Origin of the sequence: Flavobacterium sp. CSZ (assembly GCF_015350725.1) — a bacterium.
GTDB lineage: Bacteria > Bacteroidota > Bacteroidia > Flavobacteriales > Flavobacteriaceae > Flavobacterium.
In genome coordinates, this window is the sequence record NZ_JADKPQ010000002.1 from 284,491 (window position 1) to 304,501 (window position 20,011).

The 20,011-nt window shown below is 34.6% G+C and carries 16 protein-coding genes; 6 read left to right on the forward strand and 10 right to left on the reverse strand.

The window, feature by feature from the left end; translation table 11 throughout:
- Positions 1 to 96: 96 nt before the first annotated feature.
- Positions 97 to 1,848 carry an aspartate--tRNA ligase gene (gene aspS / locus IRZ78_RS03410; RefSeq protein ID WP_194615180.1) on the reverse strand — a complete coding sequence of 584 codons (1,752 nt, stop codon included), beginning with the start codon at positions 1,846 to 1,848 and terminating at the stop codon, positions 97 to 99.
- A gap of 157 nt (positions 1,849 to 2,005) precedes the next feature.
- On the opposite strand from aspS, the gene IRZ78_RS03415 reads away from it, so the two are divergent.
- Both IRZ78_RS03415 and IRZ78_RS03420 read left to right on the forward strand, forming a co-directional pair.
- Positions 2,006 to 3,001: a TlpA disulfide reductase family protein gene (locus IRZ78_RS03415; protein ID WP_194615181.1), complete on the forward strand. Its 996-nt coding sequence runs from the start codon at positions 2,006 to 2,008 to the stop codon at positions 2,999 to 3,001.
- A 210-nt stretch (positions 3,002 to 3,211) separates the two neighbouring features.
- On the forward strand, positions 3,212 to 3,559 hold the full coding sequence (locus tag IRZ78_RS03420; RefSeq protein WP_194615182.1) for a membrane-binding protein: 348 nt from the start codon (positions 3,212 to 3,214) through the stop codon (positions 3,557 to 3,559).
- 161 nt (positions 3,560 to 3,720) lie between these two features.
- On the opposite strand, the gene IRZ78_RS03425 is transcribed toward IRZ78_RS03420, so the two are convergent.
- The 7 genes from IRZ78_RS03425 to IRZ78_RS03455 form a co-directional block, all read right to left on the reverse strand.
- A complete protein-coding gene (locus tag IRZ78_RS03425; RefSeq protein WP_194615183.1) occupies positions 3,721 to 4,836 on the reverse strand; it encodes a PepSY-associated TM helix domain-containing protein in 1,116 nt (371 codons plus the stop codon).
- Positions 4,837 to 4,899: 63 nt separating this feature from the next.
- Positions 4,900 to 6,450, reverse strand: coding sequence for a PepSY-associated TM helix domain-containing protein (locus IRZ78_RS03430; RefSeq protein WP_194615184.1), 1,551 nt, complete (start codon positions 6,448 to 6,450; stop codon positions 4,900 to 4,902).
- A gap of 3 nt (positions 6,451 to 6,453) precedes the next feature.
- The gene (locus IRZ78_RS03435) at positions 6,454 to 6,756 is read right to left on the reverse strand and encodes a hypothetical protein (RefSeq protein ID WP_194615185.1); all 303 of its coding nucleotides are present in this window, start codon (positions 6,754 to 6,756) and stop codon (positions 6,454 to 6,456) included.
- A gap of 18 nt (positions 6,757 to 6,774) precedes the next feature.
- Positions 6,775 to 7,107 (reverse strand): hypothetical protein, encoded by a 333-nt coding sequence (locus IRZ78_RS03440; protein WP_194615186.1) that lies wholly within the window; start codon positions 7,105 to 7,107, stop codon positions 6,775 to 6,777.
- 63 nt (positions 7,108 to 7,170) lie between these two features.
- Positions 7,171 to 9,648: a TonB-dependent receptor gene (locus IRZ78_RS03445; protein ID WP_194615187.1), complete on the reverse strand. Its 2,478-nt coding sequence runs from the start codon at positions 9,646 to 9,648 to the stop codon at positions 7,171 to 7,173.
- Positions 9,649 to 9,863: 215 nt separating this feature from the next.
- Positions 9,864 to 11,108, reverse strand: a complete 1,245-nt coding sequence (gene odhB, locus IRZ78_RS03450; RefSeq protein WP_194615188.1) for a 2-oxoglutarate dehydrogenase complex dihydrolipoyllysine-residue succinyltransferase — start codon at positions 11,106 to 11,108, stop codon at positions 9,864 to 9,866.
- An 82-nt stretch (positions 11,109 to 11,190) separates the two neighbouring features.
- Complete coding sequence (locus IRZ78_RS03455) at positions 11,191 to 13,965, reverse strand: 2-oxoglutarate dehydrogenase E1 component (protein ID WP_194615189.1); 2,775 nt, start codon at positions 13,963 to 13,965, stop codon at positions 11,191 to 11,193.
- A 116-nt stretch (positions 13,966 to 14,081) separates the two neighbouring features.
- Here IRZ78_RS03455 and IRZ78_RS03460 point away from each other — a divergent pair, with 116 nt between their 5' ends.
- From IRZ78_RS03460 to IRZ78_RS03470, 3 genes are read left to right on the forward strand one after another with little or no spacing between them, the layout of a single operon-like run.
- Entirely contained in the window at positions 14,082 to 14,633 is a 552-nt protein-coding gene (locus IRZ78_RS03460) for a hypothetical protein (RefSeq protein ID WP_194615190.1), read from the forward strand.
- Positions 14,634 to 14,664: 31 nt separating this feature from the next.
- Positions 14,665 to 15,228, forward strand: a complete 564-nt coding sequence (locus IRZ78_RS03465) for a hypothetical protein (RefSeq protein ID WP_194615191.1) — start codon at positions 14,665 to 14,667, stop codon at positions 15,226 to 15,228.
- A 1-nt stretch (position 15,229) separates the two neighbouring features.
- Positions 15,230 to 15,715, forward strand: a complete 486-nt coding sequence (locus IRZ78_RS03470) for a hypothetical protein (RefSeq protein WP_194615192.1) — start codon at positions 15,230 to 15,232, stop codon at positions 15,713 to 15,715.
- Between the two features lie 49 nt (positions 15,716 to 15,764).
- Here IRZ78_RS03470 and IRZ78_RS03475 read toward each other — a convergent pair whose 3' ends face one another.
- Together IRZ78_RS03475 and IRZ78_RS03480 are read right to left on the reverse strand one after the other, a co-directional pair.
- Positions 15,765 to 16,121: a hypothetical protein gene (locus tag IRZ78_RS03475; protein WP_194615193.1), complete on the reverse strand. Its 357-nt coding sequence runs from the start codon at positions 16,119 to 16,121 to the stop codon at positions 15,765 to 15,767.
- 40 nt (positions 16,122 to 16,161) lie between these two features.
- Complete coding sequence (locus IRZ78_RS03480; protein WP_065451582.1) at positions 16,162 to 17,187, reverse strand: LacI family DNA-binding transcriptional regulator; 1,026 nt, start codon at positions 17,185 to 17,187, stop codon at positions 16,162 to 16,164.
- A gap of 164 nt (positions 17,188 to 17,351) precedes the next feature.
- Between IRZ78_RS03480 and IRZ78_RS03485 the strand changes: the two genes are divergently transcribed.
- Positions 17,352 to 19,991, forward strand: coding sequence for a TonB-dependent receptor (locus IRZ78_RS03485; RefSeq protein WP_194615194.1), 2,640 nt, complete (start codon positions 17,352 to 17,354; stop codon positions 19,989 to 19,991).
- Positions 19,992 to 20,011: the final 20 nt, after the last annotated feature.

The window sequence follows — 20,011 nt, forward strand, 5'->3', positions numbered from 1 at the left end:
TAGCGCTACAAATTTTAGGTTAAAAGACGAAAAAAATCCAAAAAAATGGCAGCTAAAATTAATAGCTGCCATCTGTAATTTTAAAATTCTGAGAATTTATATTGCATCAATTTTGATGTGTAATTCTTTTAATTGAGCATCATCGATTTTTGCAGGTGCATCGATCATTACATCGCGACCTGAATTGTTTTTAGGGAAAGCAATAAAATCTCTAATTGTTTCCTGTCCTCCTAAAATAGCTACTAATCTGTCAAGACCAAATGCTAAACCTCCGTGTGGTGGTGCACCAAACTGAAAAGCATCCATTAAGAAACCAAATTGTGCTTTTGCTTCTTCTTCGGTAAAGCCTAAATATTTAAACATTAATTGTTGAGTCGCTTTATCATGAATACGAATAGATCCTCCTCCAATTTCATTTCCGTTTAATACCATATCATATGCATTAGCGCGAACTTTTCCAGGTTCAGTTTCTAATAATTGCATGTCTTCCGGTTTTGGAGATGTAAAAGGGTGGTGCATAGCGTGGTGACGACCCGTTTCTTCATCAAGTTCTAATAATGGGAAATCTACAACCCATAACGGAGCAAATTCTTCCGGTTTACGCAATCCTAAACGAGTGGCCAGTTCCATACGAAGTGCTGAAAGCTGAGCACGTGTTTTGTTAGCCGGTCCTGAAAGCACAAAAATCATATCGCCAGGTTTTGCTCCTGTAATTTTTGCCCATTGTCCTAAATCGTCCTGATCGTAAAATTTATCTACAGATGATTTAAAAGTTCCGTCGTCATTGCATTTTGCGTACACCATTCCTGATGCTCCAACTTGCGGACGTTTTACCCAGTCAATCAATCCGTCAATTTCTTTACGGGTATAATTTCCTGCTCCAGGAACTGCAATTCCCACAACTAATTCAGCAGCATTGAATACCGGGAAATCTTTATGTTGCGCAAATTCGTTTAACTCACCAAATTCCATCCCGAAACGAATGTCCGGTTTGTCATTTCCATATGTTTTCATGGCATAGTCGTAAGTAATTCTAGGGAATTTATCTACTTCAATGCCTTTAATTTCTTTTAGTAAATGTCTTGTCAGACCTTCAAAAACATTCAAAATGTCTTCTTGCTCCACAAATGCCATTTCGCAATCGATTTGTGTAAACTCAGGCTGACGGTCAGCGCGCAAATCTTCGTCACGGAAACATTTCACAATCTGGAAATATTTATCCATTCCGCCCACCATCAATAATTGTTTGAAAGTTTGAGGAGATTGTGGTAATGCATAAAACTGTCCTTCGTTCATACGGCTAGGTACAACGAAATCTCTTGCTCCTTCAGGAGTCGATTTGATTAAGTAAGGGGTCTCAACTTCGCAAAAATCTAAATCAGATAAATATTTACGAACTTCCATCGCTACTTTATGGCGGAACAACAAACTGTTTTTTACAGGATTTCTACGAATATCTAAATAACGATATTTCATTCTGATATCTTCTCCACCATCAGTTTCATCTTCAATGGTAAATGGAGGTGTTAATGCTGCATTTAAGATCGTTAATTCAGTAACTAAAATTTCGATCTCACCAGTTGGAATATTTTTGTTCTTAGCTTCACGCTCAATTACAGTTCCTTTTACCTGAATTACAAATTCTCTACCCAGCGTTTTTGCCAGTTCAAAAACCGTTTTATCAGTACGGCTTTCGTCGAAAATAAGTTGTGTAATTCCGTAACGGTCGCGTAAGTCAACCCAATTCATAAATCCTTTATCGCGTGATTTTTGAACCCAACCCGCTAGTGTAACTTCCGTATTAATATTTGAGGCGTTTAATTCGCCACAATTATGACTTCTATACATGATCAAAATTTTAGACTGCAAAAGTAAACACAAAATTCAAATTAATGTAGTAAAGTGATCACTAGATGCTCAATAATTTGAAATATTTTGTTAATTCTTAAATTTGGGAGCTGTAATTTCTTTAGATTTGAATCACTAAAAACAAACTTTAATTTATATGAACAAACTTTTTGTTACTGGTCTGTTGATTTTTAGCGCTTTGAATGTTATAGGTCAAACCAAAAATCAAATTAAATTTACGGCTAAAATTACCAATAGAAATAGCGATACTTTAGTGATTAGAGGCAGGGATAATTTTAAACAAGTAATCCCAATTAATAAAAAAGAGGTTTTTGCAGCCAATTTTGATGCTCCAAAAGGGTTTTATATGTTTTCTGATGGTACAGAGTCTTCTAATTTGTATTTAAAGCCAAACTCAGAGATCAATTTAACGATGAATGCTAAAGAGTTTGATGAAACAATTGTCTATAAAGGTAAAGGTGTAGACGAGAGTAATTTTATGGCTCAGCAAGCTTTAAAAGACGAGCAATTTCAAAAAGAAGCTTTCGCTAAAGAACCTGCAGAATTTACCTCGCTTTTAGAAGCAAAGAAAAAAACAGATATTGAAAATGTTGAAAAAGGTAATTTTGATCCTGAATTTAAAACCGCTTTAAAAGGTAGTTTTGAAAGTTTTAACCAATATGCAGCGCAGGAATATGAAAGAGCTTCTAAGGCAAATAAGTTGAACGGAAAACCATCTCCTGAATTTGATTATGATAATTACAAAGGTGGAAAAACAAAACTTTCTGATCTAAAAGGTAAATATGTTTACATTGATCTTTGGGCTACATGGTGTGCGCCTTGTAGAGCTGAGATACCTTACTTGCAAAAAATTGAAGAAAAATATCACGGAAAAAACATTGAGTTCGTGAGTATTTCAATTGATAAGGTAAAGGACAATGAAAAATGGAAAAAATTTGTAAGGGATAAAAACTTAGGCGGTATTCAATTATTTGCTGATAAAGATTGGGAATCTGAATTTGTGACAAGTTATGGTGTAACGGGAATTCCGAGATTTATTATCGTTGATCCTAAAGGAAATGTTTTAAGCGCAGATGCTGCAAGACCTTCGTCTCCAGAGCTTCAAACGCAATTAGACTCATTATTGAAGTAATTTATTTACCAAATTTATAACGTTATAGTAAATTTGTGTTTTTTATAAAAACCCAGTAAAGCCAGTGCTTCAGCACTGGTTTTTTTGTTTTTGGTAAATTTCCAATGTTAAGCTTTAATCCAATGTTACCAAATTGTTAAGTAAAAGTTTTTTTAATGTAAATAATTAATTATATTTGATAACGATTTGATAACATTAAAACCTCAAGATATGAAAAAGTGTGTAATTTTAGTTGCAATATTGTTCTCTGGAATTTTAGTTGCACAAGAGATAAAACCAGAATTAGAAGCTGTTGGAAACAAAGTAAAAGCTACTTATTATCATGAAAATGGTCAGGTACAACAAGAAGGCTTTTTTAAAGATGGTAAATTAGATGGTGTTTGGGTGTCTTATGATGAAAAAGGAAATAAAGTTGCCGTAGGAGAATACACAGACGGATTGAAAACTGGAAAATGGATTTTCTTTACTGAAAAAAACCTTTGCGAGGTTGCTTACGAAAACAGCAAAGTCACTTCAGTTAAAAACTTACAGAAAAATGCATTAGCAAATAGAAATTAATACTATTTCGAATAATTTAGAAAACCGCTTTAGTTAGCGGTTTTTTTATTTATAAGATTTTATATAAGCGCAAAGTTCGGAAAGCTTTATAAATTATAGCTTTGGCGAACTTTGCGTTTGTAATGATAAGATAAAAACTTGCGTCCTTTGCGGTTAAATTTTTAGGCCTTTATTTTTTTACAGGATTTATTTCTTCGTCCGTACCAAATTACAAAACCTGTTACAGGCAAAGCTGCGGTAATTAAGCTGATAATAAAAGCAATAATTTTTCCCGGTAAATCTAAAATTTGTCCCGTATGTATTCCGTAATTCATTTCGACAACTTGCAGGCCTAAACTCTTTTTGTCGAAAGGCTGACTTTGGATTAATTTTCCATCACCCGGATGAAAATAATAATTGCTTTGATGATCGTATCGTAAAGTATGAGGATACGCTCCGGTATTAATTAAGTCTCCTTTTTGCAGAGGGTAAGTTATAAAAATCATTTCGGCTTCAGGTTGTAGTTTCATAGTTGCAACAAAAGCACTATCGACAGCAGTAAGTTTGTTAGTCGCAAATTTTGTAGTGTCAATTACAGGCGCTTTTGTTTCTAAAGCTTTATCTCCACCAAAATTGAAGGTTTTATAAATGCCATCTCCAACCCATTCATAAGTAAAAGTTAAACCTGTAATGGCAATAATAGCAGCGATTATGGCAATATAAAATCCGGAAGTGTTGTGCCAGTCATAATTTACACGACGCCATTTTGCCGACCATTTTACGGTAAAACTTCGTTTGATATCGCTTCTTCGTTTTGGCCACCACTGGATAATTCCCGAAATCAGTAATAAAATAAAAATGATAGTTGCGCTACCAATTATGTGTTTACCTATATAATCCGGCAAGAGTAAATACAAATGAATATATTCGATAATGATGAAAAAATCAGTTGCAGGATCTTCGGTTTTTAAATATTTTCCTGTGTAGGGATTAAAGTAGAGATATCGATTTTGGTTATCAGAATATGTGTAAACAATCGCAGATCTATTTTTCCCGTAAAAAGAAACCATTGATTGTTTATAGTCCGGAAGAATTTCTTTTGACTTTTCCTGTAAAATAGAAGGCATTAGAAAAGGTTTGTCCTGAGATTCTACCAATCGCCATTCTTTTCGGGTAATGTCTTTTATTTCGTCATGAAAACAAAAAATACAACCGGTAATACTGATAATAAAAACAATAAGCCCGGAAATTAATCCGAGCCATTTATGTAGAAAACGTATTTGTTTTTTAAATCCCATTTTTTGAATAAAGCGTAAAAGTATACGCTAAATCAATAGAGGGCAAATAATTTAAGCTAATTTTTAAGAAACTGCTTTTTTCGGTTTTAAATGATAGGCTACATAAAGTGTTAGCGAAGCCAGAACAATCCAGAAAACATCAATAAAGAAAACCTGAATGTGATTGTGCATAAACGAATGCCAGAACCAGTTTCCAGATACGATTCCGTTTGTAATTGGAATTAGAAATCCTAAAAAACTTCCTGAAATTAAACAGAATTTATTGGTAAAAGCATCATTCTTTTTTAGGATAAAAAAGATGGTAAGAGCCAGCCATCCACCAAAATAAACCGCAAAAAGATTATTCTGACTTAAGGGATAAAATATTTTTGTAGCAATAAACGCAAGTGCAGTAATAGGGTACATGCTTAAACATATGGCCAGATAAATACGAACAACTGCAGCGTTGAATCGTCTTTTCTTTTCAGGTAAATTATTTTTTTGTCTGGCAACTAACCAAATCATTACGCCTGAAATGATGACAAAACACGTAATAATTCCTAAAACGAAACTTACGATTCTTAAAGGATAACCTCCGTAATCGCCAAAATGTATTTTATACAAAACATTTTTTACAACATCGAGATAGTTGTTTTGCGTAACAGGGTTTTTCTTTGCGATTTCTTTCCCGTCAGCAATTCTGTAAATCACTTTTCCTATTCCTGTAAATTTTTTGTGACTTGGCATTTCGCCTTCTACAACGACATGCATATTCGCATCACCATAATTCTGAATAAAAACACGGGTAATTTCGAAATCCTTCCAGTTGCTTTTTGCTTTTGCAACTAACTGATCGATATTAAATGGTGTGGCTAATCTTTTATTATCAAATTTATATTCCGGGTCGCTGTATTCTAGTTCTTTATATAATTTATCCTGATCTCCTTTATATAATGTCATTACAGCAGGCGCAACAATCAAAAGTTTGATCATAAAAAAGGCTCCTGTTACGGCATAAACAAACTGAAAAGGCAGGCCAATCATTCCTAAAGCAGTATGGGCATCTGTCCATAATGTTTTTAATTTTTCTTTTGGACGGAAAATATAGAAGTTAGAAACGATTTTTTTCCAATGCAATAAAACACCTGTTAAGATTGCAAACAAGAAAAATAAAGCAATAAAGCCGGAAAGATAATAACCCACCGGATACGGAATTTGGGCTAAGAAATGTAATCGATACAAAAATTCGCCTAATGAATAGGATTGTTCGTAAGTAAAAGTCTTGTAGGTTTTAGTGTCAAGATAGAAAAACGAACCTTCTTTTTGTTTGGCTGGAGCCAAAGTATCTTTGGTGCCTTCCATATAAACGGCAACCCTTCTTTCGTTACTGTTTTTAGAAATTGTTACGTTTCTTCCGTGCAGAACGTATTCCTTGTCTAATTTTTTTAAGGCTGTGTTGTAGCCTAATTGAATTTCTTTGGTAATAGCAGTAGATTCGTTTCTTTCCCAATTGTTGATGTCATCTCTGAAAAAAGAAAAAGACCCTGCGAAAAAAATCACAAAGAGTACTACACTGATAACAATTCCGCTAACAGTATGGGTATGAAAATAGATATTATAATTACGGTTATTCATAAGTTATTTTGCTATCGGATTGTAAGTTTGACCAAGATAAATAAGGAGAGAGAAAACCAGAGTAAGGAGTATGTAAATACCCCAAATTTTCAATCCGCTTTTTGCTAGGAAAGCAATTATCATAAGGGCTACCCAAAGAATGAATCCGCTAAAAGCCATTGTCATAAGAATATTAGCACGCTTGAACCAGGATGCTAAAGCCAAATGAAAACTGACTGAAACAAAATAGCCGCCAATTATAGCCGCTGTAATTTTGGCAAATCGTTGCCATTTAGATTGGGTTAGATATTTTGGGTTTGCTGGCATATTTTGGTTAGAAATAAGTTAGTTGTAATAAAATTCTAGTAAAGCAACAATTACAAAGAGAGCAATAATAGCGAATCGGCTAATTTTTTTTAAGGGAGTCAAAATGATAATCAAACTTCCAATTGTCATTAGCTGAATAAAAAACATTAAAGTTCCACAGCAAAGTGATTGTGTAAACAACCAAAGACAGTACGCTAATAAAAGAAGTCCTAAACCGATATATTTGGTTGGCTTAGGATTACTTTTCATCCATTTCTCAAAACCTAAATCATAAGATAAAGTAGCTCTTTTCGAAGTATAGTAAAGAGTGTAAAAAGCTAAAAAAACGATGAGACTTGCTATTGTTATCATAATTTCATAGAATTTAAAAAACACCTTTCTATCTTATAGAAAGGTGTTTTTGTTATTTGTTTTTTAGAATCTGTAAGAGAAACTTGCAATCAAAGCTCTGGCATCTTTTGGATGTATCGTTGACCATCCATCATAGATTTCTTCGTTTGTAATGTTGTTTAATTTAAGTGTGATTGTGAATTTTTCAACATTGTAAAATAGAGATGAATTTAAAGCTGTGTAGGCGGGTATTGTAAATGTTCCTGCGACATTTCTGTTCATGATCATATTGTCGCCAACATAATTTCCGCCAAAACCTAAACCAAAACCTCTAAGTAAACCGTTTGTAAATTTATAACTAGCCCAAAGGTTTGCCAGGTTTCTTGGTCCTGCATTTTCAGATCTGTGACCCACAAAATCAGGATCTCCTTTTGTTAAAACGGCATCATTATAGCTATATCCTAAAATAATATTTAAACCATTAATTGGATTTGCAATAAATTCTGCTTCAAAACCTTTATTTCTTTGAGCACCATCTTGATAAGAAGCCTGATCGTTTGGTAGTTCAGCTGTTGGATCTGCAGGATCGATATAAGGAGTTTCTACTACATAGACCTGATCAGAAACCTGAATATCGTAATAGCTAAAAGTAGCATATAGTTTGTCTTTGAACAGGTTTAATTTAGTTCCAACTTCAAACTGATTTGCGCGTTCTGGATTAAATATAACTGGTGTAGTTACATTCGAAACACGATTTTGTCCCGGAGCAACGTTTACGAATCCATTCATGTAATTAGCAAAAATGGAAACTTTGTCTAAAATTGGCTGATACACTAGTCCGAATTTTGGAGAAAAAGCAGTTTGATTGTATCCGTCGTTTTTGGCGTTCATAAAACGGTCAGCACGTAAGCTTAACATCGCAGAGAATGCAGGTGTAAAGTTGATTACGTCAGAAACGTAAGCGCTGTAAACTTCTTGTTTTGTATTATTGTTGTTTCTTGGACTATTTGCAATAAGAGCATCTGAACCTGCTTTTGTTAAATCTCCGGAATCTCCATTTGTTTGTTTCCCAATGATGTTGTTAAAAGTTTGTAAGTCATTGCCAATATATATAAGACCATTTGAAACGTATCCGGAACTACGATCAGAGGCGGTTCTTTTGAAATAATCAAAACCTATAACAATTCTGTTTCTGAAATTTCCAATTTTGAAATCACCATTAAAGTTTTGCTGAATATCTGTTGTTATATTTTGATTGTCCTGATCTGTAAATTGTCTGCCTAATACAATTCCGTCTTTTAGTGATTTGAAAAGAGGATTGCTTGTGCCTTCGTATAAGTAAGTATAGTTTCCTTGCGATTTTGCTGAACTGGTAGAGAACACAGTTTGAGAACTCCATTGGTCAGAAAATTTATAGTTCATCTGAGCCTGAATGTTGTATGAAGGAGTTTTCATTGTTAGTTCGTTACTTGTGTAAGAACGTTTGTTATCGTAATTTAACTCCTTAATATTATGCACTCGTAATGGTGTTCCTCTGTCTAAAAATAGCATCGTTGGGTTTGTAGCCTCGCTGCTCATAAATTCAGTATTCATTAAAAATGATAATTTATCATTTACATCATAAGATAATGAAGGTGCTATAAAAAAAGATTCTTTGAAACCGGCGTCCTGAAAACTTTCTTGTTTATTGTATGCTGAATTTACTCTGAAATTTAAAGTTTTTGTATCATTAAGAGGTGTATTTAAATCTACAACTGCGCGGTGTAAACCATAGCTTCCTGTAGTGTAATTTACTTCTCCTCCAAATGTTTTATAAGGTCTTTTTGTAGTGGTATTAATCAAACCTCCGTAAGAGATTAAACTACTTCCAAACAAAGTTCCTGATGGACCTCTGATAATTTCAATTCTATCAATATTTGCCGGATCTAAACTTCCGTTTGTTAAACCTGGCAAACCATTCACCATTGTTGGCTGTACTGGGAATCCTCTTAAAGAGTAATAAGCGGCTCCGTCTCCGGCACGTCCTGTTGCTGCCCAAAGTGGAGTTATACCAGATGCATTTTTTAACGCATCATCAAAATTGGTAACCACTTGCTCTTTTAATAATTCTCCTGTAATGGTAGTATATACTTGTGGATTTTCAAGGTTTTTAAGAGGTAATCTGGAAATTTGTCGATTGTCTTTACGGGCGAAATGATTTTTCTTGCCACTATTAACCACTACTTCTGTTAAGTCTTCTGAGTTTGTAGAAATAGAAAAATTTTGAGTCAGGTTATCACCTTCTTTTACTACAATTGTTTTTTCCTGCGTAATGTAGCCTATTGAAGAGACTTTTAAAGTATAAGTTCCAGGCTTAATGTTTTTTAAAATATAATTACCGGCATCATCTGTAGTTGTTCCTGATTTTGTACCTTTTAATACAACAGAGATGTTCTCAGGAGATTCGTCACTATTTAAACTAATTTGGCCCTTAATAGATGCTTTTTCCTGTGCAGAGATACTTGTAGCTGCTAATAGAAAAAAACAAAAGCTCAAAAAAGAAATTGTAAATTTATATTTCATTTTATTTAGAATTGATTTTAATAGCGCAAATTTAGTTGTTGATTAGCAACTGTACAAGCTATTCTTATTTATTCTAAATAAAATATTTTTTAAAGGTTGAAATTTACGTTTATTTAAAAAATTAACATCTTAAGCAAATCTTAAGCAAGTTTTGCATAAAAAAACCTGTTCACGCCAGTGAACAGGTTTTTGGTTATTGTGAAAATTACTTACAATTACAATTCTAAAGCACGTTTAGCATCGCCATTCATCAATAATTCTACTGGATTTTCTAAAGCTTCTTTTACAGCAACCAAGAAACCAACTGACTCACGTCCGTCGATAATTCTGTGGTCATAAGAAAGTGCAACGTACATCATTGGGTGAATTTCAACTTTGCCGTTTACAGCAATCGGACGCTCAATAATATTGTGCATTCCTAAAATTCCTGATTGAGGAGGGTTGATGATAGGAGTACTTAACATACTTCCAAAAACTCCTCCATTAGTAATGGTAAAAGTTCCACCAGTCATATCGTCAACAGTAATTTGACCATCACGGGCTCTCAATGCTAATCTTTTGATTTCAGCTTCAACACCACGGAAAGTTAAGTTTTCAGCATTACGAACTACAGGGACCATTAAACCTTTTGGTCCTGAAACTGCGATAGAGATATCAGCAAAATCGTAAGCGATTTTATAGTCACCATCCATCATTGAGTTAACATCAGGATATAATTCTAATGCTCTTGTAACTGCTTTTGTAAAGAAAGACATGTATCCTAATCCAAGACCGCCATGTTTTGCTTTGAAAGCATCTTTGTATTCGTTACGAATCAAGTTGATTGGCGTCATGTTAACTTCATTAAAAGTAGTTAACATTGCTGTTTCGTTTTTAGCAGCTACTAATCTTTCAGCTACTTTACGACGCAACATTGATAATTTTGTACGCTCAGATCCACGGTTTCCTCCAGTTGGAGTTCCCATAGAAGGTACTGCGTTTACAGCATCTTCTTTAGTGATTCTTCCGTCCTTACCAGTTCCTGAAATAGTTGCCGGTGCTATGTTTTTTTCGTCTAATATTTTTCTTGCTGCCGGAGAAGGAGTTCCTGCTGCATAACTTGTAGCTGCCGGAGCTTGTGCTGGTGCTGCTTTTGGAGCCTCAGCTTTTACTTCTGCCTTTGGAGCTTCAGCTTTAGGAGCCTCAGCCGCTGGTGCAGCCGGAGCATCACCTGCAGGTTTTACACCATCTGTATCAATTAAACAAACTACAGCTCCTACAGCAACTGCATCACCTTCTTCAGCTTTTAGCGTAATAATTCCGCTCATTTCAGCAGGTAATTCAAGAGTTGCTTTGTCTGAATCAACTTCAGCAATAGCTTGATCTTTTTCTACATAATCTCCGTCTTTTACTAACCAAGTTGCAATTTCAACTTCTTTTATTGATTCCCCTGGTGATGGGACTTTCATTTCTAAAATCATCTTTGTTTTTGTTTAAGGTTTGTATTGTTTAAAGCTTAAAGTGTTTGGTCGAACTCTAAGCCTTAAACGTTAAACTAATTTTTTATCTGAATAAATCTTTATCGAATACCATTCTAATTGCATCTGCATGACGACGTTTTGCACGTGTATAACTTCCTGATGCTGGTGCAGCATAAGCTTTTAACGAAGCTAATCTCCATTTTACAAGATCAAAGTTCATTAACATAAAGCTGTAAGCTCCCATGTTTTTAGGTTCTTCCTGAGCCCAAACATAATCATCTGCATTTGGATATTGTGCGATGATTTCTTTAAGTTGTGCAGCCGGGAAAGGGAATAATTGCTCGATACGAACAACTGCAACGTCATTTCTTCCGTTGTTTTCTCTTTCAGCAACGATGTCATAGTAGAATTTACCAGTAACAAAAACCAATGTTTTTACTGCTTTTTTATCTACTGTATTGTCATCAATTGTTTCCTGGAAACTTCCTGTAGCTAATTCATCTGCTGTAGAAACGCATCTTGGATCACGCAATAAACTTTTTGGAGAGAAAACAATCAACGGTTTACGGAAATTTGTTTTCATTTGTCTTCTCAACAAGTGGAAGAAGTTGGCAGGAGTTGTACAATCTGCAACATACATATTTTGTCTTGCGCAAAGTTGTAAATAACGCTCCATTCTTGCAGAAGAGTGTTCTGCACCTTGTCCTTCGTATCCGTGGGGCAATAATAAAACAATACCATTTTGGTTGTTCCATTTGTCTTCACCACATGAAATGTACTGGTCAATCATGATTTGTGCTCCATTAGAGAAATCACCAAATTGTGCTTCCCAAATAGTCAAGGCTTTTGGATTCGCTAATGCATATCCATAATCAAAACCAAGAACACCATATTCAGATAAAAGAGAATTGAATACGCCAAATTTTCCTTTTTTGTTTTCGATACTATCCAATAGAATTACTTCTTCTTCAGAATCTTCAACTTTAACTACAGCATGACGGTGAGAGAATGTACCACGCTCTACGTCCTGACCAGAAATACGAATATCAAATCCTTCAGTCAAAAGTGAACCGTAAGCCAGTGCTTCTGCAGTTCCCCAGTCAATTGTATTATTGTCGTATCCGGCTTTTCTGTCCGTAACAATTTTAGTTATTTTATTAATAAACTTTTTGTCTTCAGGTAAAGTAGATATTGTATTGATAATAGAATCCAATCCTTTTTTGTCAAAAGTAGTATCTACTTTTTCAAGCATTTGAGTATCTGTTACCTGAACAAATCCGTCCCATTCGTTTTTCATGAATGGAGTTATAATAGTCAAATCTTTTTTACGGGAAGCTTCTAAGTTCTCCTCCATGGTAGATTTGTATTCTTTTTCTAAAGCATTTACATAAGAGGCATCAATTACGCCATCAGACAATAATTTCTCTGCATAAATATCTCTTGGATTTTTATGTTTTGCGATGATTTTATATAAAACAGGTTGAGTAAAACGAGGTTCGTCACCTTCGTTATGACCGTATTTTCTGTACCCTAATAAGTCAATAAATACGTCACGTCCAAATTGCATTCTGTAATCTAATGCAAAAGATACTGCATGTACAACAGCTTCAGCATCGTCAGCATTTACGTGTAATACTGGCGAAAGTGTTACTTTGGCAACATCTGTACAGTAAGTAGAAGAACGAGCGTCTAAGTAGTTAGTAGTAAAACCAACCTGATTGTTGATTACAATATGGATTGTTCCTCCGGTTTTGTAACCGTCAAGCTGAGCCATTTGAATGATTTCGTACAAGATACCCTGACCTGCGATTGCAGCATCTCCGTGAACGGCGATTGGTAATACTTTAGAGAAATCATTTGGATAGTATTTATCTTGTTTTGCTCTTGTTATCCCTTCAATTACAGCTCCAACCGTTTCTAAGTGAGATGGGTTTGGTGCTAAATTGATATTGATACTTTTTCCTGTTCTTGTTTTTTTGTCGGCAGTAAGACCTAAGTGGTATTTTACGTCACCATCAAAATATTCCTGATCGTAATCTTTACCGTCAAACTCACCAAAGATATCCTGAGTAGATTTTCCGAAGATGTTAGCCAAAACGTTCAAACGACCACGGTGAGCCATTCCCATTACGAATTGTTCAACACCTTTTTCAGCAGCCTGTTCGATCAAAGCATCTAAAGCGGGAATAATAGATTCTCCACCTTCTAATGAAAATCGTTTTTGACCTACGTATTTAGTGTGAAGGAAGTTCTCGAAAGAAACTGCCTGGTTTAATTTATTTAAGATAGTTTTCTTTTCTTCAGAAGAGAAATTAGGCTGATTAACATTTACAGCCAGTTTATCCTGAATCCATTTTACAACGCCTGGATTTCTGATATACATATATTCAATACCAATATGCTGGCAGTAAATAGATTTAAGACGCGTTATAATGTCTTGCAAAGTAGAAGGTCCCACTCCAATAGTTTGAGCAGCATCAAAAACTGTAGAAAGATCAGCAGTTGTTAATCCGAAATTTTCAATGTCTAATGTTGGAGAAGATGTTCTGCGATCACGAACCGGATTTGTTTTTGTAAACAAGTGGCCACGAGTACGGTAGGCATCGATTAACTTTAGTACATTGAATTCTTTTTGTAGTTTGTCAGAAACAAGACTACAATCTGTGTTGTCGCTAGTTACATACTCAACGATTCGTTGAACCGGATTTTCGTCATTATAAGTCGTTTGTCCAAAGTCGAAACCTTGAAAAAAACTTCTCCAGCTTGGCTCAACGCTATCTGGATTTACTAAATACTGATCATATAATTGTGCGAAAAACTCTGTATGCGCTGCATTTAAAAATGAAAACCTATCCATAATATTAGTGAATATACTTTTTGTTAAATAGAAAGGCAAAAGTACAACAATCGCATTTATTTAAATCTTTTTTTTACGTACTTTTACGTAAAAATTTGTTAAAAATAGACTCAACTATGAATTATAATCAAATTTCAATCGTTTTCAAACCTTTTTTTGTGATTTTGGTACTGTTGTTTTCAACTTCAGTAATTTCGCAGCAAAAATACGTTATTGACAATAGCAGTGATTTCTGGGACAAAGTTCAGTTTGGTGGAGGACTTGGTTTAGGAATTGGATCAGGTTATACTGATATTTCTGTAATGCCAAGTGCCATTTATAATGTAAACGAAATTGTGGCTGTGGGTGTTGGTTTGCAATTTGGTTATTTATCTTCTAAAAGTTACTACAATTCTTTTGTTTATGGAGGAAGTGTGGTGGGGCTTGTAAATCCAATTCCGGAAATTCAGTTGTCTGCAGAGTTAGAGCAGGTGCGAGTAAATACAGATTATAATTCGACTCCTTACAGACCAAGTTATTCGGATAATTATTGGAATACTGCCTTGTATCTTGGTGCAGGTTACAGAACCGGAAATGTCACTATTGGTGCACGTTATGATGTTTTGTATGATCCTGATAGAAGTTTGTATGGATCTGGATTTATGCCTTTTGTGAGAGTTTACTTTTAAAGGTTCAAAGGTTTTAAAAAAAAATCTAATAGTGAAGAGATATATTTTTGTATTTATTATTGTTGTTATTTCGAGTTGTAACAATTTTACTAAAGTAGATGTTGCGGATAAAAAAGTTGTAGAGAAAGAATTGACACCTTTTTTCGATTCAGATAAAATCGATCATTATTATTTGAATTTTTCTGAGGAGGATTTTGTGAAACTTACTAGTAAAGATCCCGTTACTAAAAAAGAAAAAGAATTCTCTAATTTATATATGCGGTATTATCCGGATAGTATTCCAAAAGAAAATTTCGAGAAAATACTATTAAGTCACAATTATAAAAAATCAAACTTATCCATAAATAAAGAAAAAGATATTCAAAATGTTTTTAGCGCCAAAGATTCGTTAATGACCGAAGGATATGCTTGTGTAGCTGAATATCGTGATATTTTTATTTTTAAAAAGAAGGAAAAAACAGTTGGAATAGCAAAGATTTGTTTTAAATGTGGTCGTTACCAGATTATCGGAAGTAAACTAGATACTAGCGGATTTGGACTTTGGTCTGAATTCGACAAATTAAAAAATATTGTAAGACCAAATAGTAAAACTTAGAATGGGAGAATATCCAGAAGAGATAGATTTATTTCAAAAAACATTAGGAAGTTTAAAAGGAATAGAAAATGTTAGCAGTGGAATTGATAATTTAGAAGGGATAAAAGGTTCTGATTTGGGTGATGTATCACTTTCTCATCTACCTCTTGCTACTTTATTAAGAACAGATGGTGGACTGAAAGATGAAGTAATGTTGCAATTCGAATTCACATTAGATAAATCTTCTGAGAGTTTAATCTCGTTAGAATTTCTGTCCTGGTTTTTTCGTGATCAGGCAAGAAGTGGTGAACTACTTCAATTAAGATCGTTCTCACTTCCACCTAAAATAGGTGATCGTTTCCAGATAGGGGAAACATTAAAATTTCATATCGACTATTTTATTGAAGATGCTCCGGAATCTTTGCAACCAATTTTAGATAAAGTTTTAAATTTAAACAACGCGCTGGAACTCTTTATTAAACTATATGAAATACCAACAAAGGAGTAAAAATAAAACTTACAAACTTAGTATCTCAGCATCTCAGAACCTTGGCAACTTACTTAGAATAATGTTTTCTAAACCAAACCTTCTGCCATTCTCTTTTTAAGATCAAAAAGGAAACTTGTTCAGCCAGAACAACCAAATCTGATCCGTCTAGTTTTTTGATTTCACTTTCAGATACATCAATAATATAAAGCAGGTTCAGATATTCAGCAAATTTGTACTGAATCATTCGGTAGATTTTTTCGTGAAGCTGAATTTTTAATTCTTCGGGAGAAATGCTCATCGGGAAATCAATTCCTTCATTGGCCAAATTAAAGTCTTTATTGATTTGCTCAACAAGGCTTAGATATAGATTTTCTTTTTCGGCATCAGCCAATAAAAAATCGGTATTTTCAGGAATCGGAAACATTGATGCTTTTTAAGATTGAGGCAAAGTTAGAATTAAAAAATCATTTAACTGTCGATTCTCGCTCAATGATTCTTGTAGGAAGTTCAATAATTTGATGCGTTACCGGACGATGTTCTTTTATGTCTACAATTTCATCAATTAAAAGGGAAACCGCCTGATGTCCCATTTCGAATCCGGGTTGATCGATTGTGGTTAATTTTGGCGAAATAACCGTACTCATAAACCAATTGCTAAAGCCAAAAACGGCTACTTGTTCAGGCGTTTTTATTCCGGCTTCATTAAAGTATTTAATAATTCCTATGGCTACTAAATCAGTAATGGCAAAAATGGCATCGATATCTGGATTTTCGGTCATTATTTTTTGGGCATTTTCGTAGCCGTCTTCAAAATCGGTATTGTTGTCGCAAACATAAACCAATTTCGAATCGTACTCAATTCCGTGTGCTTCAAGCGCTCTTTTATAACCTAAAAAGCGATCGATCGAGTTTTGCGGAACATACGAACCTCTAAAATGAGCAATTTTTTTATATCCTTTATTAATAAGGTAAGAAACGGCATCAAAAGCTGCTTTCGCATCATTAATAACTACTTTGGAGCAATCTACTCTTTTGGCAATTTTATCAAATAAAACTACGGGAGTATTTTTTCGGATAGCTTCATTAATATGGGTAAAATCGTCTGTCTCGTTAGAGAGTGACATTAAAACCCCGTCAACTCGTTTTTGAATCAATAAAGCGAGCTGTTTTTTCTCGAGTTCATATTTTTCGTTTGATTGTAATATAATGACCAGATATCCTCTTTTTTCGGCTTCTTCGAGAATACCATTTAATACACTCGAAAAAAAGTGATGAACGGTAGCCGGAATAATAACGCCAATGGTTTTGGTTTCATTGGTTCTAAGATTTACTGCAACAGAATTGGGGATGTAGTTCATCGTTTCGGCCATTTCGATAACTCTGGCGCGTGTAGATTTACTAATATCCGTATATCCTTTTAACGCTTTTGAAACCGTAGTAACCGAAATTCCTAATGCCGAGGCTATATCTATTAATTTTGTGTCATTCATGAAATAAAAGTACTAAAAATAAACTGTATTGGTAAGTTTTTAAGTTCCGAAAACGTTTTAGGTCTTTTCGAAAACGTTTTCGATTTTTAATTCGTAAATTCCTTTATGATTTGTAGTTAAGTTTGACAGTGATAACCATAATTACTAACTAACCGAACAAAAAAATGAAAAAGCTACACCAGTATTTAGGTACATTATTTTTAATGTTTTGCCTATTTTTTTTACCAAATAAAGGGTTTGCCCAAAATACCAATACAGTTTCCGGAAAAGTGCTTGACGATAGCGGAGTAACCGTTCCCGGAGCAAACGTATCGATTAAGGAAACGGGCAAAAGTATCGTTACAGATGAAAACGGAGGATATTCGTTCTCGAATGTTGAAGCAGGAACGTATACCGTTATTGCAACCAATGTGGGGTATAAAACCTTCGAGAAAAAAATTGCCATAAAACAAGGAGAATCCCTAGAGGTAAATTTATTGCTTGAAGCAGAATCACAAAGCTTAAAAGAAGTTGTCGTTACAGGATCGTCAACGCCAAGATCAAAATTGGAGTCTAGTGTTGCCATTACGACAATGGGCGCCAAAGCGATCGAAGACAGAGCGCCATCGAGTACAGCGGCATTGCTTCAAACCATTCCCGGATTTGTAGTAGAAGCATCTGGAGGAGAAATAGGAAACAACCTTTTTGCAAGAGGAATTCCGTCTGCGGGAGCTTACGAATATGTGCAGATTCAGGAAGACGGATTACCGGTTTTTGAAGATGGAGCTTTGCAATTTGCCAATGCCGATACTTTTTACAGACTAGACGAAACGGTAAGTAAATTGGAAGCTGTTCGTGGAGGTTCTGCCTCAATTTTTGCCAATAACGCTCCTGGAGGAATTATCAATTTTATTTCTAAAACAGGTCAGAATGAATTTATGGGAAGAGCAAAATTCACGACTTCAGATTACGGAATGTTCAGAACTGATCTTAATTTATCAGGTGCTTTAATTAAGGACAAATTATTTTTTAATGTTGGAGGTTTTTACAGGGCCGATAACGGAGTTAGAAATACTGGTTTTACAGCCAATAAAGGCGGACAAATAAAAGGAAACATCACCTACAAATTTGATGATGACGATTATTTGAGAGTAAACTTCAAACATCTTGACGACAGAAACACATTCTATTTACCAATTCCGCTAAAAAGCACTAACGGAAAAGTAGAAGGAATCCCTGGATTTAACCCGAATTACGGAACGTTGACTTCAGTAAATTTAAGTCACTTAAATGTACCTCAATATGGCGGCGGAACTTTTAGCGCAGATTTAGAAGATGGTTCTCACCCAATTATCAACTCTATTGGAGCTGAATTTAAAAAGAAAATATCGGAGAAAGTAACGTTCAAAAATGCTTTCAAAAACACCAACATCGATTTAAATTACAATGCGATTTTCCCAAATGGAGGACCGTGGACACAAGATGCCTATGCAGCAGATGTTCAAAATACAACAGCTAGTAATCTAACGTATTCTTATGTAGATAACGGACAAAGGCTGGATCCAAATGCTTTAATCATGAGAGCAGATCTTTGGCATATCGAGAAAAAGATGAACAATTTTGCGAATAATTTCTCTTTTAATTTTGATTTAGATCCGGTGAAATTAACAGCGGGTTACTACTATTCGAACTGGAAATCAAATCAATACTGGAACTGGAATTCTTATTTAGTAGGTGTTTCAGACAACCCAAGATTATTAAATGTAAAAGACAATACAAGTGGAGTAGATCATACCTGGAATGGTGTAGAAAGAATCACCTGGCTAGAAAGAGATGCACAAACCAAAGGAGTTTTGAATGATATTTATGCTGATGCCGAAATTAAAGCAACAGATAATTTGACCTTCAACGCAGGTTTAAGGTACAACAAAGACAAATATTCTGGTTACAGAGACAATGCAAGATTTTTTGCTGAGAATTTAGGAATTTTAGACAACAATACAGCCGATGATGCAGTAACAACGGTAAAAGGAAATCCGTATACGTATTGGAGATATGATGTGAGCGAATGGTCTTATACAGCCGCAGGAAACTATAAATTCAATGATAAAATGGCTTCATATGTTCGTTATAGCCACGGATTTAGATCTCCAATCGAAGAATCTTTTTATGATAATGCGGCAGATTTAAGCAAGCTTGAAAATACAGAAGTAAATCAGTTTGAATTAGGTTACAAATACGCCAGTTCATTCTTCTCAGTAAATGCGAATTTATTTCACATGAATTTAAAAAATGTTGCTTTCACGGATATTTTATCTGACGGATCTTCTGAGAATAAATTTGCTGATGTAAACAATATTGGTCTTGAAGTAGAAACGAATGCAAGATATAGTATTGTAAAACTGAACTTTACGTTCACTGTTCAAAAACCGGAATACGATAATTTTACAGGAACAAATGCTGATGGTTCTACATTTGATTTTAACGGAAATACGGCCAGAAGAATTCCTAAATTTTTCTGTAATCTAAGACCGGAAGTTGATATTACAAAAGATCTTACGGCTTATGTTCAGTTCTCTTATTATGATAAAAAATACACAAATCAGGATAATAAACAAGTTTTGCCAGCCTATAAAGAAGTTGGGGCAGGATTAAATTATACCTATAATAATCTTCGTTTTGCAGTAGATGCTTCGAACTTATTCAACGAAATAGGTTTAACAGAAGGAGATCCGAGACAAACAACATCTGCGGCAAGCGATGTGTTTATGGCAAGACCTATTTTAGGACGCGCCTTTAGATTTTCGGTAGCGATTAATTTTTAATAAATTCAACGTAATATAGT

What these genes read in the sequence shown, in the direction of transcription:
- IRZ78_RS03470 (WP_194615192.1), top strand. Translation starts at nt 15,230, where the DNA reads ATGGGAGAATATCCAGAAGAGATAGATTTATTTCAAAAAACATTAGGA.
- IRZ78_RS03445 (WP_194615187.1), bottom strand. Translation starts at nt 9,648, where the DNA reads ATGAAATATAAATTTACAATTTCTTTTTTGAGCTTTTGTTTTTTTCTA.
- IRZ78_RS03425 (WP_194615183.1), bottom strand. Translation starts at nt 4,836, where the DNA reads ATGGGATTTAAAAAACAAATACGTTTTCTACATAAATGGCTCGGATTA.
- aspS (WP_194615180.1), bottom strand. Translation starts at nt 1,848, where the DNA reads ATGTATAGAAGTCATAATTGTGGCGAATTAAACGCCTCAAATATTAAT.
- IRZ78_RS03430 (WP_194615184.1), bottom strand. Translation starts at nt 6,450, where the DNA reads ATGAATAACCGTAATTATAATATCTATTTTCATACCCATACTGTTAGC.
- IRZ78_RS03455 (WP_194615189.1), bottom strand. Translation starts at nt 13,965, where the DNA reads ATGGATAGGTTTTCATTTTTAAATGCAGCGCATACAGAGTTTTTCGCA.
- IRZ78_RS03440 (WP_194615186.1), bottom strand. Translation starts at nt 7,107, where the DNA reads ATGATAACAATAGCAAGTCTCATCGTTTTTTTAGCTTTTTACACTCTT.
- IRZ78_RS03435 (WP_194615185.1), bottom strand. Translation starts at nt 6,756, where the DNA reads ATGCCAGCAAACCCAAAATATCTAACCCAATCTAAATGGCAACGATTT.
- IRZ78_RS03480 (WP_065451582.1), bottom strand. Translation starts at nt 17,187, where the DNA reads ATGAATGACACAAAATTAATAGATATAGCCTCGGCATTAGGAATTTCG.
- IRZ78_RS03415 (WP_194615181.1), top strand. Translation starts at nt 2,006, where the DNA reads ATGAACAAACTTTTTGTTACTGGTCTGTTGATTTTTAGCGCTTTGAAT.
- IRZ78_RS03460 (WP_194615190.1), top strand. Translation starts at nt 14,082, where the DNA reads ATGAATTATAATCAAATTTCAATCGTTTTCAAACCTTTTTTTGTGATT.
- IRZ78_RS03420 (WP_194615182.1), top strand. Translation starts at nt 3,212, where the DNA reads ATGAAAAAGTGTGTAATTTTAGTTGCAATATTGTTCTCTGGAATTTTA.
- odhB (WP_194615188.1), bottom strand. Translation starts at nt 11,108, where the DNA reads ATGATTTTAGAAATGAAAGTCCCATCACCAGGGGAATCAATAAAAGAA.
- IRZ78_RS03475 (WP_194615193.1), bottom strand. Translation starts at nt 16,121, where the DNA reads ATGTTTCCGATTCCTGAAAATACCGATTTTTTATTGGCTGATGCCGAA.
- IRZ78_RS03485 (WP_194615194.1), top strand. Translation starts at nt 17,352, where the DNA reads ATGAAAAAGCTACACCAGTATTTAGGTACATTATTTTTAATGTTTTGC.